The 15,479-nt window shown below is 60.0% G+C and carries 23 protein-coding genes; 22 read left to right on the top strand and 1 reads right to left on the bottom strand.

The features are described 5' to 3' along the window. Positions 1-43 precede the first annotated feature (43 nt). From ACBR42_RS10485 to ACBR42_RS10385, 21 genes are all read left to right on the top strand, one after another. Positions 44-259, top strand: a complete 216-nt coding sequence (locus ACBR42_RS10485) for a hypothetical protein (protein ID WP_371207952.1) — start codon at positions 44-46, stop codon at positions 257-259. A gap of 159 nt (positions 260-418) precedes the next feature. Beyond that, positions 419-649 carry a hypothetical protein gene (locus ACBR42_RS10480; protein ID WP_371207951.1) on the top strand — a complete coding sequence of 77 codons (231 nt, stop codon included), beginning with the start codon at positions 419-421 and terminating at the stop codon, positions 647-649. Continuing rightward, the gene (locus ACBR42_RS10475; protein ID WP_371207950.1) at positions 646-834 is read left to right on the top strand and encodes a hypothetical protein; all 189 of its coding nucleotides are present in this window, start codon (positions 646-648) and stop codon (positions 832-834) included. The genes ACBR42_RS10480 and ACBR42_RS10475 overlap by 4 nt, the downstream gene beginning before the upstream one ends. A gap of 651 nt (positions 835-1,485) precedes the next feature. Next, positions 1,486-1,701, top strand: a complete 216-nt coding sequence (locus ACBR42_RS10470) for a hypothetical protein (protein ID WP_371207949.1) — start codon at positions 1,486-1,488, stop codon at positions 1,699-1,701. A 13-nt stretch (positions 1,702-1,714) separates the two neighbouring features. Further along, positions 1,715-2,263: a hypothetical protein gene (locus ACBR42_RS10465; RefSeq protein ID WP_371207948.1), complete on the top strand. Its 549-nt coding sequence runs from the start codon at positions 1,715-1,717 to the stop codon at positions 2,261-2,263. Between the two features lie 297 nt (positions 2,264-2,560). Next, on the top strand, positions 2,561-3,070 hold the full coding sequence (locus tag ACBR42_RS10460) for a terminase small subunit (RefSeq protein ID WP_371207947.1): 510 nt from the start codon (positions 2,561-2,563) through the stop codon (positions 3,068-3,070). Next, the gene (locus ACBR42_RS10455; protein WP_371207946.1) at positions 3,070-4,380 is read left to right on the top strand and encodes a phage terminase large subunit; all 1,311 of its coding nucleotides are present in this window, start codon (positions 3,070-3,072) and stop codon (positions 4,378-4,380) included. Before ACBR42_RS10460 ends, ACBR42_RS10455 begins: the two co-directional genes overlap by 1 nt. Positions 4,381-4,395: 15 nt before the next feature. Then, complete coding sequence (locus ACBR42_RS10450; protein WP_371207945.1) at positions 4,396-5,913, top strand: portal protein; 1,518 nt, start codon at positions 4,396-4,398, stop codon at positions 5,911-5,913. Positions 5,914-5,958: 45 nt separating this feature from the next. After that, the gene (locus tag ACBR42_RS10445) at positions 5,959-6,576 is read left to right on the top strand and encodes a phage scaffolding protein (protein WP_371207944.1); all 618 of its coding nucleotides are present in this window, start codon (positions 5,959-5,961) and stop codon (positions 6,574-6,576) included. Positions 6,577-6,655: 79 nt separating this feature from the next. Beyond that, positions 6,656-8,044, top strand: coding sequence for a DUF4043 domain-containing protein (locus ACBR42_RS10440; RefSeq protein ID WP_371207943.1), 1,389 nt, complete (start codon positions 6,656-6,658; stop codon positions 8,042-8,044). Between the two features lie 193 nt (positions 8,045-8,237). Continuing rightward, positions 8,238-8,636, top strand: a complete 399-nt coding sequence (locus ACBR42_RS10435; RefSeq protein WP_371207942.1) for a hypothetical protein — start codon at positions 8,238-8,240, stop codon at positions 8,634-8,636. An 8-nt stretch (positions 8,637-8,644) separates the two neighbouring features. Next, a complete protein-coding gene (locus ACBR42_RS10430) occupies positions 8,645-9,055 on the top strand; it encodes a hypothetical protein (RefSeq protein WP_371207941.1) in 411 nt (136 codons plus the stop codon). After that, entirely contained in the window at positions 9,027-9,236 is a 210-nt protein-coding gene (locus ACBR42_RS10425; protein WP_141262492.1) for a hypothetical protein, read from the top strand. The genes ACBR42_RS10430 and ACBR42_RS10425 overlap by 29 nt, the downstream gene beginning before the upstream one ends. Further along, a complete protein-coding gene (locus tag ACBR42_RS10420; RefSeq protein WP_371207940.1) occupies positions 9,237-9,431 on the top strand; it encodes a hypothetical protein in 195 nt (64 codons plus the stop codon). It begins immediately after the preceding gene. Beyond that, a complete protein-coding gene (locus tag ACBR42_RS10415; protein ID WP_371207939.1) occupies positions 9,431-10,108 on the top strand; it encodes a hypothetical protein in 678 nt (225 codons plus the stop codon). The genes ACBR42_RS10420 and ACBR42_RS10415 overlap by 1 nt, the downstream gene beginning before the upstream one ends. Beyond that, positions 10,108-10,989 (top strand): hypothetical protein, encoded by an 882-nt coding sequence (locus ACBR42_RS10410; protein WP_371207938.1) that lies wholly within the window; start codon positions 10,108-10,110, stop codon positions 10,987-10,989. Before ACBR42_RS10415 ends, ACBR42_RS10410 begins: the two co-directional genes overlap by 1 nt. A 20-nt stretch (positions 10,990-11,009) precedes the next feature. Continuing rightward, complete coding sequence (locus ACBR42_RS10405) at positions 11,010-11,228, top strand: hypothetical protein (protein ID WP_371207937.1); 219 nt, start codon at positions 11,010-11,012, stop codon at positions 11,226-11,228. A 3-nt stretch (positions 11,229-11,231) separates the two neighbouring features. Beyond that, positions 11,232-12,725 carry a phage tail protein gene (locus ACBR42_RS10400; protein ID WP_371207936.1) on the top strand — a complete coding sequence of 498 codons (1,494 nt, stop codon included), beginning with the start codon at positions 11,232-11,234 and terminating at the stop codon, positions 12,723-12,725. Positions 12,726-12,780: 55 nt separating this feature from the next. After that, positions 12,781-13,212, top strand: coding sequence for a hypothetical protein (locus ACBR42_RS10395; RefSeq protein WP_371207935.1), 432 nt, complete (start codon positions 12,781-12,783; stop codon positions 13,210-13,212). Beyond that, on the top strand, positions 13,209-13,547 hold the full coding sequence (locus tag ACBR42_RS10390; protein ID WP_371207934.1) for a hypothetical protein: 339 nt from the start codon (positions 13,209-13,211) through the stop codon (positions 13,545-13,547). Before ACBR42_RS10395 ends, ACBR42_RS10390 begins: the two co-directional genes overlap by 4 nt. A gap of 129 nt (positions 13,548-13,676) precedes the next feature. Beyond that, the gene (locus ACBR42_RS10385; RefSeq protein WP_371207933.1) at positions 13,677-14,186 is read left to right on the top strand and encodes a hypothetical protein; all 510 of its coding nucleotides are present in this window, start codon (positions 13,677-13,679) and stop codon (positions 14,184-14,186) included. 12 nt (positions 14,187-14,198) lie between these two features. Here the strand turns inward: ACBR42_RS10385 and ACBR42_RS10380 are convergent, their stop codons facing one another. Next, positions 14,199-14,393, bottom strand: coding sequence for a ribbon-helix-helix domain-containing protein (locus ACBR42_RS10380; RefSeq protein WP_371207932.1), 195 nt, complete (start codon positions 14,391-14,393; stop codon positions 14,199-14,201). 83 nt (positions 14,394-14,476) lie between these two features. On the opposite strand from ACBR42_RS10380, the gene ACBR42_RS10375 reads away from it, so the two are divergent. Next, positions 14,477-15,229, top strand: coding sequence for a Rha family transcriptional regulator (locus ACBR42_RS10375; protein WP_371207931.1), 753 nt, complete (start codon positions 14,477-14,479; stop codon positions 15,227-15,229). Positions 15,230-15,479 lie beyond the last annotated feature (250 nt).

Here is a 15,479-nt window from a genome sequence, read left to right as displayed (position 1 = left end):
AGAAAATGGTACCAATGCAGCCTCGGGGATGGTACTATCCGGCATGGATAATACCGCAGAAATCTGGCCCGAACGCTGCGGCGATGACTACCGCTCCCAGCTTGCGCCGCCGAAGGACTGGAACGTGGCTGTCACGATCTGCCAGATGCAGGCCGGGTGCGATATCGGGGAAACGGGTCGGGCTGTGCTGGCTGATATGCCCCTGAGAGCGTCGAGGATTGGCGCTGATGGCGGTGTAACCGGTTCCGAGGGAGATTGACCGTGGATGATGAGAAAGGCTCTGTGTGGGCGAATATGGAGGGCTGGTTCGGATGAGCAAATGGCAGGCCATAGCCCAGATTGCTGATACGATCGGGGCAGTCATCATAGCCGTAGGTTTTGCGGGCAGTATTGCGTGGATGGTTGTGGGGACGCGGTGATGATTGTTGAGGGTCAGGAAATAGATCCTGAAATCATTGAATGGTTCACAGGCCATGTTCTGCGCCAGAAAGAACCGTTTACGGCATGCGAAATGGAAGAAAAGGCGCGTCGGAATGGGGTGCTGGGCGTAGTTGCAGACCGCTTCGTTGACCGCATGTTTCAGAAACTGCGCAAGGCCGGGAAAATACGATTTGTTGGCGGTTATTGGTCGGTGGTGGAAGGCGCATGATCGCAGCCGCAGCAATCCTCTCCGCCACAGCCCTGATCCTGTTCGGGTGGTCGCGGAAGTGTCGGCATAAATGGGTCGAGGTAAGATCCATGCGGATGTTCGATAATCCGGACGATCTCCCGGTCGGGACCAAATACATCATGCGCTGCACGAAATGCGGGAAGATGAAGCAGGTGACGCTATGAGCCGGAAGACGTTCACGATATGCGTTTGCTGTGCAATTTGCGCCGTGCAGGGTGCGTTGATGTTCGTGCCGCCCGCATCGGCCGCAGCCGATCTTGTATCGGCATTTTGCTTTGGGATATGTGGCTTTATTGTGGGTGCCATAATCGAATGATCCGCTTCCTGAAACGCCACGTGTGGCCCTGGTCGGAGATTGAGAGGCTGACGCGCGCTCAGGATCGAATGGCAAGTAATTTTGAGCACGTGTTTGCAAAGTGGCAGCAGGCAGAATGTCTAGCTTCGTGCCTTGAAGGAGACATTCGCGATCTGAATAGGCGTCTCGCCCAATACGAACGCCCACGCGGCAAGGATGGGAGGTTCATCAAGGATGACTAACGCGCTAAAAATCGCCCTGATCTGGACCCTGTTCCTGCTCGTGATCCCGCCTGTGTCGGCTGTGTGCTGGGTGGTTGTTTGGTGGCACGGAGCATGATCCCCAGGCGCCAACGCCACCTCCAGCAGGAAATGCAGGAGCGTGGCTGGTCCGTTTCCGTCTCGCGCGGCGGACACCTGAAATGGACCCACAGTAACGGCGCAATCTATTTCTCGGCAGGAACGCCGGGTGACCGCAGGGCGGTGAAGAACGCTCGGGCGGCTATGAGGAGGTTGGAGAAGTGAGTGGAACCGTAGATTCAAAAGGATACGTGAAGGTCCCATACGAAGGTGAAGAAAAGGTGATGTATTTTATCAGGCGTAATGGGGAGTTGTATTTCAATGAGATGCTAATCGGTTCTGATAAAAGCGCGGAAAATCTTGTGCATACGGCCCGTCTTTTGGCTAAGAATATTGAACTAACGGCGCGGCGCATCGCAGAGCTCGAAACAAAGTAAATTGGAGATGCCAGTGGCCGCGACCATTGAAGCTGAGCGTGTAGCTCATATCCTGAAATCCGACCGGCGTTACAATCGCTTATGCCGGGAAATTGCAGCAGGAACCGCCACTGACCCAGGGACAGACGGACCCGCCGCATTGCGCCGCAAGATTGTGCAGGATGCAATCTCTATCGCGGGAAGCGGTGGAAAGACGCAGGCAGTGCGCCGGGTCGCGGATGAATGCGCGCTGGACCGATTTTACCATCGACCAAACAGCAGCCTGACATCGCAGCAGTATGCGGCAGGTATGCGCTTCCGGCAGGCATGGCTACGGTCGGCCCGCAGGGCGCGCGTAACGCAGACTTACGACACGCAGGAAATCGAACGCGGGGGTGATTTGAGCGGGCAGGAGAATGCCTGTTATGCGCGTGAACTGGTCTCTGAGGCGCTGGAGGTTCTGTCTTCGGCCCAGCGCCGTGCAATCGTGGCGGTTTGCGGTGAGGATGAGCGCGTGGGTATGCGCGGGAAAACGATCTGTTATGGGTTGGATAAACTGGCCGATCTATGGTTCAAAAAATAACACTTGTACTTTTTCCAGTAACGTGCATTATTTGGCTCATCATGGAATAAATGCGCCGCAACGGCACACACTTTGCACCCCATAGAGGGTGGTTTTTCGTATGCGGGCTTCCCTGTTCCATGTCCAGTTTCGGGCGGCTGACAACCTTACGGTTGTGGCACGGAGCCGATATCCCCGCCTCCCTAACCGATTGGTGCCCGTTAGTTTTATTGCCGATCGGTATGGGTAAATCCTGTCAGTCCGCAAGGCATAGGGGGTAAGGCGGGGAGTGCGACTTCATAAAAAGAGGATATAGCGATGGCGAACCTGACGGCAAAGCAGGTTCGGTTCGTTGCGGAATACCTGATCGACCTGAACGCCACGCAGGCGGCAATCCGTGCCGGATACAGCAAAAAGACCGCGGTTAAAATCGGTCATGAAAACCTGACAAAACCAGATATTCAGGCTGCGATTTCGGAAGCGCAGTTAGAACGGTCAAAGCGAACCGAGATCACGCAAGATCGGGTTCTTCAGGAACTGGCGAAACTTGGGTTCAGCGATGTCCGAAACATCTTTGGAGATGATGGCGAACTGAAAAGTCCCGCTGATATGGACCCGGCGGTCTCCGCATCGGTTGCGTCGATTGAAGTCATATTGCGCGCGGTTCCGGGTTCTCCGGGTGAAGTAGAGAAGGTCGCCAAGGTGAAGTCATGGGACAAGTTGGGCGCACTGACGCAGATCGGTCGGCATCTAGGCATGTTCAAAGACAAGCTGGAAACGACCGGAAACATCACCATGAACATCACACCGGATGACGACGATCTGTAATGGTCGCCAAACTGAACCCGGCCCAGCAGGAGGCAAACCGTCTGCTCGGCAGTCCGGCTACGCACATCCTGCTTCGTGGCGGCTCGCGGTCGGGGAAAACCTTTCTTCTGATCCGCGCTCTGGTCATCCGCGCCGCAAAAGCGCCAGGCACGCGGCACGGCATTTTTCGGCATCGCTTCAATGCGCTGAAGCATTCCATCATCGGGGACACGTTTCCCAAGGTAATGCGCCTGTGCTTCCCGGATGTGCCCTATAGCCTGAACCGCACGGACTGGTTCGTCACTTTGCCGAACGGGTCTGAAATCCTGTTCCACGGCCTCGACAGTTCCGACCGCACCGAGAAGATCCTCGGGCTTGAGTTCGCCACGGTCTACCTGAACGAGGCCAGCCAGATCGGATACGGCGCACGCAACATGCTGCTGACACGTCTGGCGCAGAAATCGGCGCTGAGCGTCAAGGAATATATCGACGCCAACCCGCCAACAACTTCGCACTGGCTCTACAGCCTGTTTGAGCGGAAGATTGAGCCGAAATCTGGCGAGCCTCTACCTGATCCTGCCGACTATGCGACGATGCAGATCAATCCGGACAGCAACCGGGCCAACCTGTCGCCTGAATACCTGAAACAACTGGAAAGCCTGCCGGAGAAGGAGCGCCAGCGGTTCCTGTTCGGCAACTATCAGACTGCTATCGAGGGCGCGCTGTGGACGCTGGACCGCATCCGGCGTGAGGCCGCGATAACGGACGCTAATCGTGCCGCCGTGCTGGCGCGCATGCGGCGCATTGTTGTGGCGGTCGATCCCTCGGGCTGTTCGGGCCCAGAGGATTATCGCTCGGATGAGATAGGGATTTCGGTGTGCGGCGTTGACGTTGACGGCAACGGCCATGTGCTGGCTGACCTATCGTGTCGCACCGGACCCGCAGGATGGGCCAAGATCGCACTGGATGCGCTGGACCTGTGGCGGGGCGACCGCATCGTGGCGGAAAAGAACTTTGGCGGCGCGATGGTCGAAAGCACGATCAGGGCAGCGCGCGCTACAGCCCCGGTTACGCTGGTCACAGCCTCGCGCGGAAAGTTCGCTCGGGCCGAGCCGGTGGCGGCGCTCTATGAGCAGGGGAAGGTCGTGCATCATGGCAGATTTCCCGATCTGGAGGATCAGCTTTGTCAGTTCTCCATGTCGGGGTTCGAGGGAGCACGTTCACCCGACCGGGCCGATGCGCTGGTCTGGGCACTGACTGACCTCATGCTGGGGCCGCCACCGGCCGCACCGGCGCGATTTGTGCCAACACGTTTCAATCTGGGCCGGTAGCGGCCACGGGGTCGTATGGACTGGTTGCAGCTAAAGAAAACCTACCCGCAGGACCAGCATTTGCCCGCGCGCGCAAATCGCCTGACCGCGCTGATGAAAGTGCGGGACTGCACGCAATATGACGCGATCCCGAACCCGTTCAGCAGTGAATATAATGGGGCGGGGGAATACATCCCGCTATCGCAGCGCAGGCCATCTGTTCGCACCAATATGTGCGCGACGGTAGTGGATGAAAGCGCATCGCTGGTGTTTGGGGAATGCCACTGGCCGACCCTGACCGCAGACAGCCCGGACGTTGCGGGCGTTATGGCTGATCTTGACCGGGAATGCGCGTTGCCCGCAGTTATGGTTGAAGCGGTTATCGCCGGGTCTGTTGGTTCATGCGCCCTTCTGGTTGAAACCGTGGATCGTGTGCCCTGCGTCTCAAAGCACGATACCCGTTTTCTCACACCTACATGGGATGCTGCGAACAACCTGACCAGTGTGACTGAGTGCTATAAGGTCAAAGGGTCCGATCTGGCTGCGAATGGCTGGCCAATTTCCGAGGATGACGGGCCAGCCATGTTCTGGTGGCGGCGTGAGTGGGGCTGCACGGAATGCCGGGTTTACATGCCACGCCTTGTATCGGAAGGCACGCCCGATCAGATAGATGCCTCACGCACCACCCAACATGGCCTCGGCTTTGTCCCGTGGATCTGGATGGCCAATCTGGCGCAGCCGGGCGTTGTGGATGGGCCGTGCACCTTCGAGCGTGCGATTGATACGGTTATTGAGTGCGATTATCTGCTGTCCCAGTCCGGACGCGGCCTGAAATACAGTTCCGATCCGAAACTGGTGATTAAGGCAGGGAAAGCCGATCCGGCAGGCGCAGACGGCGATAACGGTACAACCGGCGGTTCGGCATCGGCTCTCATCGTGCCCATGGATGGCGACGCCAAGATGTTGGAAATCAACGGGGACGCATCGGGCGCGATGCTGGCGCAATACAAAGAGTTGCGCGCCATTGTAATGGAACAGATCCATGGCAACCGGGCCAGTGCGGATAAGATCAGCGCCGCGCACTCTGGCCGCGCGATGGAGATGATGTGTCAGAGCCTCGTGTGGCTGGCCGACCGGTTGCGTCTGTCATATGGCGAATACGGGCTGTTGGCCCTGTATCGCATGATCTGCCGGTTTTCCAGCGTAGTGGCTGGCGGCATCCAGATTGGTGGCAAGGATCACGTCAATCTGCCTGATGCTGGTCTGGCGCTCCAATGGCCACCCTACTTTCCTAGCACGGACCCTGAACTTCTCCAGTTGGCACAGGGGCTGGCGACGGCTGTAGCTGGCGGATTCATGTCCAATGAGACCGCCTGCAACATCTATGCCGCCAAGGTGGGCACAGCCAGTCCGCAGGAGGAGTGGAACAAGGTTTTGGATGAATTGTCCGACCCTGTTCTGGTCGCAAAGCGGCAGGATGCCGCGAACGCCGCCAAGATTGACCGGAAGGCAGGCGCGTCAGGGCGCACAGAAACACGACAGGTCACGGCCTGACGTTCCCCCGGCTGATGCCGGATCATTCATGCAACAGAGAGTCAGATGACCGAAAACACACCGCCTGTAATCGATCCCAACACGGTGCGCGAACTCGAAAAGGCGCGTGCGGATATCAAGACGGTGCGCGCCGAACTGAACGCCGCGCGCGCTGAACGGGATGCGATCCGCACCGAGCGAGACGATGCGATCAAATCCCGTGACGGCCTTAAGGCGCAGTTCGACAAGCAGAAGTCGGACGGCGAAAAGGCTCTGGCCGACGCGAACGCCGCCGTTGAGCAGGCCAAGGCAGATGCCGAAGCCGCGACCAAGGGCGCGACGGAAAAGGCGAACGCCGCCGTTATCCGCGCCGAGGCCAAGGCCGCCGCCGTCCGTCTGGGCGCAGTCAACCCCGATGATGTGGTCAAGCTGATCGACCTCGGCACCGTCAAGATGGGCGAGGACGGGAAGATCGACGGTCTTGATGCTGTGATGGAAGCCGCAAAGGAAAGTCGTGGCTATCTGTTCACCGAACCGGCCAAGCCCGGCACAGAAACCGGAACGACCAAGACGACGCCCGCGCCCAAGGCCGGAGACCCCGAACCGTTCAACGCGGTAACGGCAGACGCGAAAGACGTGGCAGCAAATGCCGCAGCCATCGGCCTGCGCTGGCCGCCCCGCTAACCTCAAACCATACCGCCGCTGATGCGCGCGCCGCTTCCTGCTGATGCTGGGGCGAATTTCTGACATCAAGGATATAAACATGGCCATCGCCAATTTCCCCGCAGTTCTTCAGCCCGTCATTCAGCAGGGCTACCTTGCGCGCGCCTTTCAGGATTCCCTTGAATCGCGTCTCGGGTTTCGTTCCGTTGCAGACCGGATGGATTTCCCCGCCCGCATCGGCCAGACCATTACCGATACCCGGCGCGGCCTGCTGGCTCCCGCGACAACCCCGCTGAACCCCAGCAGCAACACCAATTTCGATAACGGCATGTCGCCCACGAACTGGTCGGTCGAGCAGTACACGCTGTCGATCGATCAGTATGGCAACACCATGGACCTCAACCAGGTGACCGAAGGCGTGGGTATTGCCAATCAGTTTGTGGAAAACGCGCAGGTTCTCGGCATCAATGCCCGTCAGACGCTCGACCGGCTGGCCCGCAACGCGCTGTTCGGTGGTGTTCAGAGCGGTGTCGGTGGCTACCTCGGTGGCAATACGCGCGTCACCACCACACTGACCGCTGCGGGCACCACGGTCGCGGTGGATGATATCCGCGGCTTCCAGAATATCCTGTCCGATGAGGGGCAGGTGGTTGCAGTCGGTAGCAGCAACGGGATGACGGTTACCGTTGGTGGCGACGCTTACACGCTGGTAGGTGTCGCGGCGGATGCGACCAACACCACAACCGCCCCCAACGGGATTTCCGGCACGCTGACGTTCTCCGGCAACGTGACCGTGGCAGACGGCACCGCCGGGCAGCCTGTGGTTGCCGCCACGGCCCCTCTGGTTCTGCGCCCCAACGGGCGTTCGACAACGCTTGGCCTTCTGGCTGGCGGGCAGAAGGACTCCGATGGAAACGTGGTGACTGGCGACCTTCTGACCATTCAGGCGATGCTGGCCGCCCTTTCCGCGCTGCGTGACAACAACGTGCCTACGCTGGAAGGTGGCGTCTATCACTGCTACCTCGACAATGCGCAGCTTCTGGGCCTGTTCCGCGATGACGACTTCAAGCTGCTGTATCGTGGTCAGTATGGGTCCGATACCTACCAGACCGGCCAGATCTTCGACCTGCTGGGTATGCGCTTCATCCCCACGACAGAAGCGCCGCAGCAGGCGTCTCTGGGGGCAGGGGCCATCCACCGCGCCATCATCTGCGGTCAGGGAGCGCTGATCGAGGGCGACTATGCGAATATGGGGAACCACTATGCCAGCATGCTGGATGGCGGCGAACTGACGCATGTGGACGATGTGTGCATGATCACCCGCCCGGCGCTGGATCGTCTGGCGCAGATCATCGCGCAGTCGTGGTCGTGGATTGGCGGATTTGCGCTGCCCACCGACCTGACGGCTGATACCACGATCATCCCGACCGCGACCAACAGTTACCTGAAGCGCGGCGTGGTGATCGAAAGTCTTGGCGCCAGCGCGTAATGGCGCGGCCTCGCAAGGTGCAGGGGGAGGGGGCTGGCGAAATCGCCGCCCCCGTCCGCCTCGCGCGGGACCACGGATATATCGAGACTCGTTTCAACCGAGGTCGGTATCACTGGGCTGCTGGTGAGATCATTACCAACCCCGCGGAAATCGCCCACTTACGCGAACGCGGAGCGGAGATGGAGCCGGTCGAATGTCTGGAACAACCGTAGTTGACACGCCCCTGACCGACGACGAACTGGTACAATGCCGTCGATATATGGGCTATCCCGCCATGGGCGGCATCAACAGCGGCCAGCAGTCGTGGCGGTTCTTTCAGGTCTATGGCTTCAACGAATGGCGCATGCGCAATCTTGCGCCGGACGAATGCGTGCAGGCCCGCACCTTCCTGACCCAGTGCCAGACATTGGAGACCGCCATCATGGGCGCGTCGGACAATCTTGACACGGATCAGGCCGCCGTGTGGCATCACAACCGTTCTGAGGTTCAGGACCGGTTCGGTCTCTACAACCGGTGGCGCAAACAGTTGTGCGCGTTTCTGGGCGTGCCGCCCGGCCCCGGACTACGCCCCGCCAATCGCATTACAATATAGGAGGCAGCATGTTCGCTGTTGACAGTAACCGCCCACGCCCCACGCGACTATGGGCGCAGGTGAGGGTTGGCGTAATCGTCGCTATCAAATGTGCCCTTGCGCGTCAGCCCCAGCCATTCGGGCCGGATGCCGGGCGCGTGGTCGAGGTTACGGGCACCGATGCGCAGATCGGGTATATGGTTGATCGCATGGGAAACGTCACCCCGCGCGAGCGCCGGACCGGTCCGATACCTGATGGTCAGCCCGCGTATCTTGAAGGGCCGCCGGTTCCTGCCCCCATGTCCGGGCCGCTTTCCGTCGCTCTGACATCGGCGGGGATCGTTCCCACCAAAGATCCAGACCACATCGCAAACTGGCCGCAGAACAAGGCAAAGAAACAGGAGGATGCCAATGGCAGCCCTGAGCACCCGCAGGCGTAACGCCCTGCCGAAGTCTGCTTTCGGCCTTCCCGGGTCGCGGCGGTTCCCGATGCCCGATCGCGCCCATGCGATTAACGCGAAAGCCCGCGCGGCCCAGCAGGTGAAGGCGGGTAACCTGTCCAAATCCTCGCAGGCGAAAATCAACGCCAAGGCCAACAGCATCATCCGGCGGAAGAAGTAAATGGCACGTCCCGCAAGGCGCATGACCATGGCGCAGTATCTCAAATCGCACACCGACCGGAAGGAGGACGGCCAGAACGCCGCCTTGGTAGGTATGACCACAGCGGCATTCAAAAAGACCCAGCAGGCCAAAGCCATTGACCGGCAGATGGTCTCGCTAATGAACCGCACATCCACCAAAGGGCGGCGTCACTAATGTATCAGGCCCTTGTCCAGCAGAAGGTTGCAAAAGGCTATGCCAAGGCCGCCCTGCGGCTGGGGGCCACGACCACGCAATACCGTCCGGCATCGGTAACCGCGCCGATGGAGACCGTCCACGCGACGTTTCTGGCCGCGTTCAACGATGACAAGGCGTTCGGGTTTGCCAGGCCAGCCCTGTGGGGGAAACCTGCCGTATTCGGCCTGTTCGATACCACGGACGTGCAATCGGGCGACCTGCTGACCTGCGCAGGTGAAAATTATTTTGTGGCACGCCTTGAGCCATTCCGGCCACCGCTGTGCATGCTGTGTAATCGGGTCGTGTCTATCGCGGGGCAGGCAGGACAGGGCAGCACCAATGGAGATGGCGCGGTCTGCACGGATGTTGGCGCATCGGACAGTTACGGCACGGCAGGCAACACAACCAACCAGACTACGCTGATAAAGGGATGGCCGGCCTTTATCCAGATCAAGGGGAAAGGCATTCCGACCGGAGATGGCATTCCCGGTTCGATCAAGGCGGCGGATTACGAGATGCTGTTGCCGGTCATGCCCGGATTTGTGCCCACCATAGAGATGGCGGTCACGACCGATCTGGGCACGACCTACACCCTGACCGCAGTGGAGCCTAGCCAATACGGCAATCGCTGCCTGATGAACGTGAGGCAGGTATAATGGCTGATATCGTCTCAATCTCTCGCGCCATCGTGGCGCAGATGGCGGCCATCGCCTACCCGAACGGGAAAGGAAATCCGTCCGTAACGGGCAGGCCAACCAAAATATTCCGTGGCTGGATCACGCAGGCCGATTACACGGGCGCGGACTGCGCGCTGGGGAACGGTGTCGATTTTATCACTGTCATGGACCTGCAAGGCGGCTGGCGTCGAATTGATGAACCACTTGGCCGACCGTGGCGGCAGGAGGACACAATCCCAGCCACCGTGTCAGTCACGACCAAGGGGAACGTGGCCACAATCGCGCTACAGGATGATGCAACGCCTGCGGGTATCGTTGGTCTACGCATCCGCTCCGATGATGTAGCCATCCCGGACCGTGCCGTTGCGGCTTATGCGGTGCAGGCGACCGATACCGTGGCTACCATCGCGGCCGCGCTGGCTGAACAGATATCCGGCGCTACGTCCAGAGGCGCGACCGTCAACGTGCCGGACGCATCCAGCCTGACCGGCGCGGCGGGCGGTTATGCCCCGGCAGTCCGCACCGCGCGCAGGCAGCAACAGTTGTTTCAGGTCACAGTCTGGTCTGCTACGCCGGATGCCCGTGATGCGCTGGGGACGGCCATCGAAAACGGCATGGCTTTCATTGACTGGCTGATGGATGCCAACGGCTCGACCTTCCAGATCGAGGCTAGAGGCGACTGGAACAATGATGCCGCCCAGAACAGCGGAATTTTCATGCGCCCGTTCCGGTTCATCGCCACCTACGACACCGACATGCGTGAGAACATGGCTCAGATGCTTTTTGGCGCTGAGGTGTTCAGCCTGCCGGGCAGCCATACCATCACCGCAGGAGACGGCCCGCTTCTGGCCACGTCCTGACCCTTCCGCAAGGACATTCAATGACGACCTCACCCCAGACCGCAGCCCCGGCTGTTGTGGCGACCCAGACGGCTGGCCAGCCCGCAGCGGCGCCGACTGTCGGCTATGTCGTGACCCTTCCGGGCTACGGCTACCCGATGGGAACCCAGATTACGGACGCCGCCACCGTCGCGAAGCTGCAAGCCAATGGCACTCTTGGCCGCTTCACCGTCCGCGTGCCGCTCAAGCAGGAGAAGTAACATATGACCCGTCTATATCAGGCAGGCGACCTGAACACGAACAGCCTGATCGTGCCTGATCTGTATGTGCAGATCCAGAAGCCCGCCACGCTGGCGCTGAACGGCGTTTCAAGCGGTCGTATCGGTCTGGTCGGCACAGCCGCATGGGGACCGCTCAACACGCCTGTCATCGTCGGGTCCATGGGGGACAGTCTCGCCGCTTTTGGTGCAAAGCAGGCTCTGGCTACCGATATCGGCACGGCAGTCAATATCGCCATCCTCCAGGGCGCTACCGATTTCCGGTGCGTGCGCGTGTCTGATGGGACGGATGCCGCCGCAACCGGCACGATGGCTGGCGTTACCCTTACGGCGAAATACACAGGCAGCGCAGGCAACGCGATTACGGCCACGCTGACGCAGGGCACCATCGTCACCACGAAATACACGCTGACGACAAGTCATAGTGTGCTTGGTAGCCGCTCCTATACCGGCACAACGTGGACGGCCATTGCCGCTGCCATCGCCGCAGATACGTCCGCTCTGGTCGTGGCGACGGCTCCCTCTACGGTTCCTGATCTGGCTGCCGGGTCCGTCACGCTGTCCGGGGGGGCGGATGGGGGGACACCCACCACGGCGGAATTCATCGGCGCGGACGGCACGACACGGACGGGGATGTATGCCCTGCGCGGGCAGGGATGCGCGCTTGGTGTTCTGTCCGGCCTGACTGACAACACCGCATGGACCACGATGGGGACATTCGGACAGCAGGAGGGGCTTTATATGATCGCCTGCGGTCCGTCCGGGGACACCATCACGAATGCTGTGACCCAGAAGGATACGGCGGGGCTGGACAATTATGCCGTCAAGCTGATGTTCGGCGACTGGCTGTGGTGGGACGATGATACCAACGGCGTTATGCTGGTGCCCCCACAGGCGTTTGTGGCCGGTCTGTTTGGCGGCCTGTCACCCGAACAGTCCAGCCTGAACAAGCAGCTTTCGGGCGTGATCGGCAGCCAGAAGGCCGGGCTTGTATCGAGCGGGACGACCCAGACATATTCCGACGCGGAACTGGGTGCGCTGTTCGAGGCCGGGCTTGACGTAATCTGCAACCCGGCCCCGGGCGGCAGTTACTGGGCAGTCCGGGGTGGCATCAACACATCGTCCGATGATGCGACGCTGGATGACAGCTATACCCGCATGACGAACTACATTGCCGAGACGATCAACTCCGGCATGGGCGCGTTTGTGGGCGATGTCATCAACGATACACTGTTTGGCGATATCCGCGCCGTACTGCTGGGCACACTGTCCAATATGGTAAGCGCGGGCATTCTTGGATCGAGCACCGCGTATGCCGTGGTGTGCGACAGCACCAACAACCCGCAGTCGCGCACGGCGCTGGGGTATGTCCGCGCGGACGTGCAGGTGCAGTATCAGGGCATCAACCGTTTCTTCGTGGTCAATCTTCAGGGCGGCTCCAGCGTGGTGGTCAGCACGACCACGACCACAGCTTCCTGATCCCGATTTGCTTCACCAGCCGCCTTCACGGGCGGCTTTTTTCTTGGAGGATTGAATGGCAAGCAAGCTGTTCAATGTGGGCCGCGACTGCCGGGTGGTCCTTGTTTACAATGGCAGTCGTATTGACCTGCCCACCGTCACGGGATTCCAGTCCCAGCAGCAGACCACACAACTCACGTCCAAGCCGCTGAACGACGAGCCGGTGTTCTACGATGTGCCAAACGGCTGGCGTGGGACATTTACCGTCCAGCGGGATGGGAGCGCCCTTGACGACCTGATGATTGCCATAGAGGCGGAGTTCTGGAGCGCAGGGACCATGCTTCTTGGCACGATCTACCAGTATGTGACCGAAGTAGACGGCACGCAGAGCACATACGAATACGTGGGCGCATCCCTGCGCCAGCCCGAAGCTGGCAATTTCCAGTCGGAAAACATTGTCAGCCAGCGCCTTGAGTTCACCGCACGCCGCAGGAATAAAATCTCATGAGTGAATATGTAACCGACACCAAGGGGCGCAAGATCGAGGTCAGGGAAGTGGTGGGAAGCGCCCTCGCACGCATGACCCGTATTGCCGGAGACGCATGGGGAGAAAACGCATGGACCACGGGCACTCTGTCCCGTGCCGCCGTGCAGGCAATTGACGGCGTGCCCGCGCCGCCCGCGCCCCAGAATATTGGCCAGATGGACGGTCTGTGGGACAGCGTTGATGCTGATGCCGCATCTGCTGCATTGAAGTGGCTGATCGAAAAGCAGGAGGCGCTGGTGGATGAGGCAAAAAACTCTTCCGCACCTCAGGCTTCCAGCAACGCTGCTGGCTCGTAAAGAATGGGGTGCCCTACACCGTAGCGATGGAAGAAATGGGCGATGCTGAGGTGCTTGCTCATTCCGTTGCGTTCTCTGAAATGGAGGGCGGGCGGTTCAATTGGGATACGATGACGATGGAGCAATCTAATGCCTGATCTATCCCTGACCGAGTTTGCGAGCCTGTTGACCGGCATGGTTGGCGAAATTGAACATGCCGCGCATGAAGGGCTGGAGCAGGCCGCGCAGATTGTGGAACGTGAAGCCAAGGCGGAATTGGGTCATTACCAGCAGGGCGCTGGCCCCTTTGCGCCATGGGCTGAACTGGCTGACAGCACGAAGGATGATCGTGTCCGCCAAGGATACCCTGAAAATGAGCCGGGGCTGCGGTCTGGTGCGATGCGTGACGGCATACAACACGTTGTGCAAGGCCGAACGGCTCATGTCGGGTCCGACGATGACAAGTTGGTTTTTTTTGAACTGGGCGCCGTCAAGCAGCCGCCTCGCGCCGTGCTGGCCGGATCATTGATCCGAAAAACCGATGCGGTCGCGCATGCGGTTGGGCATCGCTTTGTCGGACGACTGTTTGGGGAGGGCGTGGTTGGCGGCAGCATACCCATTGCTGGGGGCGAGGACGTTGGCAGGGTTGTTTCTGAATAGGGAATAGTTTGATCAGTCCGCCTGCTCCACCTCAAGCCCCCTCGCGATCAGGCGGCGGATGGCTTCGGAGCGTGTAATGCCGTTGGCTTTGGCCCAATCAGTAACGGCCTCAATCATTTCGGCGGGGACGCGGCCAGCCAGCATCGGGTCCGTCCCGGTGGGGGGGCGTCCCTTTTTACGTATTACGTTTTTTGTTGATGCGCTCATGCGTTTCCGTATAGCGTAAAAGCAGGCCGGAAGGAAGAGGCAACTTCCAACCGGCCCTAACCATCATCAAGGGAAACACCCCCATGACGACAGCTAATGCTGCCCTTACCATGATTCCGCTTACCATGTCCTCCCGTGAAATCGCGAAGCTGACAGGCAAAAGGCATGATCATGTGGTTCGTGACATTGAGAAGATGCTCAAGGACGCTGGAGAGGGTCTCCCCAAGTTTGGGGACACCTACAAAAACCCGCAGAATGGTCAGGAATATCGCTGCTACAACCTCCCGCAGGATCTGACATACACTCTCGTTCTCGGCTACCGCACTGACCTTCGCTTGAAAGTCGTCCGCCGCTGGATGGAACTGGAAGCGCAGCAGGCCCCGGCCATCAAAGCCCCGGCCAACATGGTTGAAGCCCTGACGCTGGCGCTTGAGCAGCAGAAGGCACTTGCGGCCAAGGATCAGGAGATCGCTGAACTGGCCCCGAAGGCCGCCGGTCTGGCCATCCTCGCCGAGAAAGACGGAGAACTTGGCATCCGCGATGCGGGGCGCGAACTGAAGGTCGGGCAGAACCGCGTGCGCGACATGCTGTTTGACCGCAAGTGGGTGTGTCGTCAGGGCCGGGGTATCCGCCCGGCATCATACGGTCTTGAACACGGGTATGTGCGTCTCGTCCCGCGCCTGTATGAGGACAAGCTGACCGGGCAGGAAAAGATTTCCGATGATTTCCGCATCACGCGGAAGGGCATTGCCCGTCTGGCGGAAATCTTTGGGGTGATGGAGGCCGGTCGCATCCGCGTCCCTTTCGCCAAGCAGCCGGAGCCTGCCCCGGCGTAGCCCTGACAGAAAACCCCATCAGCGGACACCTGCCGCCAGATGAAGAGCTTCTTATCTGGATGGCGGAGTGTGAGGGGTATGAGAGGATGGTGCAGGCTGAGCCGGGCAACCATTTCGCTAGATTAAGGTCGGCCACGCTCTTTGTGCGGGTCAAGCGTCGCCCCGGCATTCACCCTCACGTCGAGCAGGCCCGGCAGGACTGGTTGCAGAGACGGCGGGTGGTGACGCTCAGGGCGCAGAAGGTAAGGGA

It is taken from the genome of Komagataeibacter sp. SM21 (assembly GCF_041402665.1).
Taxonomy (GTDB): domain Bacteria; phylum Pseudomonadota; class Alphaproteobacteria; order Acetobacterales; family Acetobacteraceae; genus Komagataeibacter; species Komagataeibacter saccharivorans.
This window is presented reverse-complemented; position numbering and strand designations above follow the sequence as displayed.

Excerpts from the sequence above, each read along its gene's own strand:
- ACBR42_RS10485 (WP_371207952.1), top strand. The coding sequence starts at position 44 with ATGGATAATACCGCAGAAATCTGGCCCGAACGCTGCGGCGATGACTAC.
- ACBR42_RS10435 (WP_371207942.1), top strand. The coding sequence starts at position 8,238 with ATGTCTGGAACAACCGTAGTTGACACGCCCCTGACCGACGACGAACTG.
- ACBR42_RS10430 (WP_371207941.1), top strand. The coding sequence starts at position 8,645 with ATGTTCGCTGTTGACAGTAACCGCCCACGCCCCACGCGACTATGGGCG.
- ACBR42_RS10375 (WP_371207931.1), top strand. The coding sequence starts at position 14,477 with ATGACGACAGCTAATGCTGCCCTTACCATGATTCCGCTTACCATGTCC.
- ACBR42_RS10405 (WP_371207937.1), top strand. The coding sequence starts at position 11,010 with ATGACGACCTCACCCCAGACCGCAGCCCCGGCTGTTGTGGCGACCCAG.
- ACBR42_RS10475 (WP_371207950.1), top strand. The coding sequence starts at position 646 with ATGATCGCAGCCGCAGCAATCCTCTCCGCCACAGCCCTGATCCTGTTC.
- ACBR42_RS10455 (WP_371207946.1), top strand. The coding sequence starts at position 3,070 with ATGGTCGCCAAACTGAACCCGGCCCAGCAGGAGGCAAACCGTCTGCTC.
- ACBR42_RS10390 (WP_371207934.1), top strand. The coding sequence starts at position 13,209 with ATGAGTGAATATGTAACCGACACCAAGGGGCGCAAGATCGAGGTCAGG.
- ACBR42_RS10410 (WP_371207938.1), top strand. The coding sequence starts at position 10,108 with ATGGCTGATATCGTCTCAATCTCTCGCGCCATCGTGGCGCAGATGGCG.
- ACBR42_RS10380 (WP_371207932.1), bottom strand. The coding sequence starts at position 14,393 with ATGAGCGCATCAACAAAAAACGTAATACGTAAAAAGGGACGCCCCCCC.
- ACBR42_RS10460 (WP_371207947.1), top strand. The coding sequence starts at position 2,561 with ATGGCGAACCTGACGGCAAAGCAGGTTCGGTTCGTTGCGGAATACCTG.
- ACBR42_RS10395 (WP_371207935.1), top strand. The coding sequence starts at position 12,781 with ATGGCAAGCAAGCTGTTCAATGTGGGCCGCGACTGCCGGGTGGTCCTT.
- ACBR42_RS10445 (WP_371207944.1), top strand. The coding sequence starts at position 5,959 with ATGACCGAAAACACACCGCCTGTAATCGATCCCAACACGGTGCGCGAA.
- ACBR42_RS10385 (WP_371207933.1), top strand. The coding sequence starts at position 13,677 with ATGCCTGATCTATCCCTGACCGAGTTTGCGAGCCTGTTGACCGGCATG.
- ACBR42_RS10440 (WP_371207943.1), top strand. The coding sequence starts at position 6,656 with ATGGCCATCGCCAATTTCCCCGCAGTTCTTCAGCCCGTCATTCAGCAG.
- ACBR42_RS10420 (WP_371207940.1), top strand. The coding sequence starts at position 9,237 with ATGGCACGTCCCGCAAGGCGCATGACCATGGCGCAGTATCTCAAATCG.
- ACBR42_RS10425 (WP_141262492.1), top strand. The coding sequence starts at position 9,027 with ATGGCAGCCCTGAGCACCCGCAGGCGTAACGCCCTGCCGAAGTCTGCT.
- ACBR42_RS10450 (WP_371207945.1), top strand. The coding sequence starts at position 4,396 with ATGGACTGGTTGCAGCTAAAGAAAACCTACCCGCAGGACCAGCATTTG.
- ACBR42_RS10415 (WP_371207939.1), top strand. The coding sequence starts at position 9,431 with ATGTATCAGGCCCTTGTCCAGCAGAAGGTTGCAAAAGGCTATGCCAAG.
- ACBR42_RS10480 (WP_371207951.1), top strand. The coding sequence starts at position 419 with ATGATTGTTGAGGGTCAGGAAATAGATCCTGAAATCATTGAATGGTTC.
- ACBR42_RS10400 (WP_371207936.1), top strand. The coding sequence starts at position 11,232 with ATGACCCGTCTATATCAGGCAGGCGACCTGAACACGAACAGCCTGATC.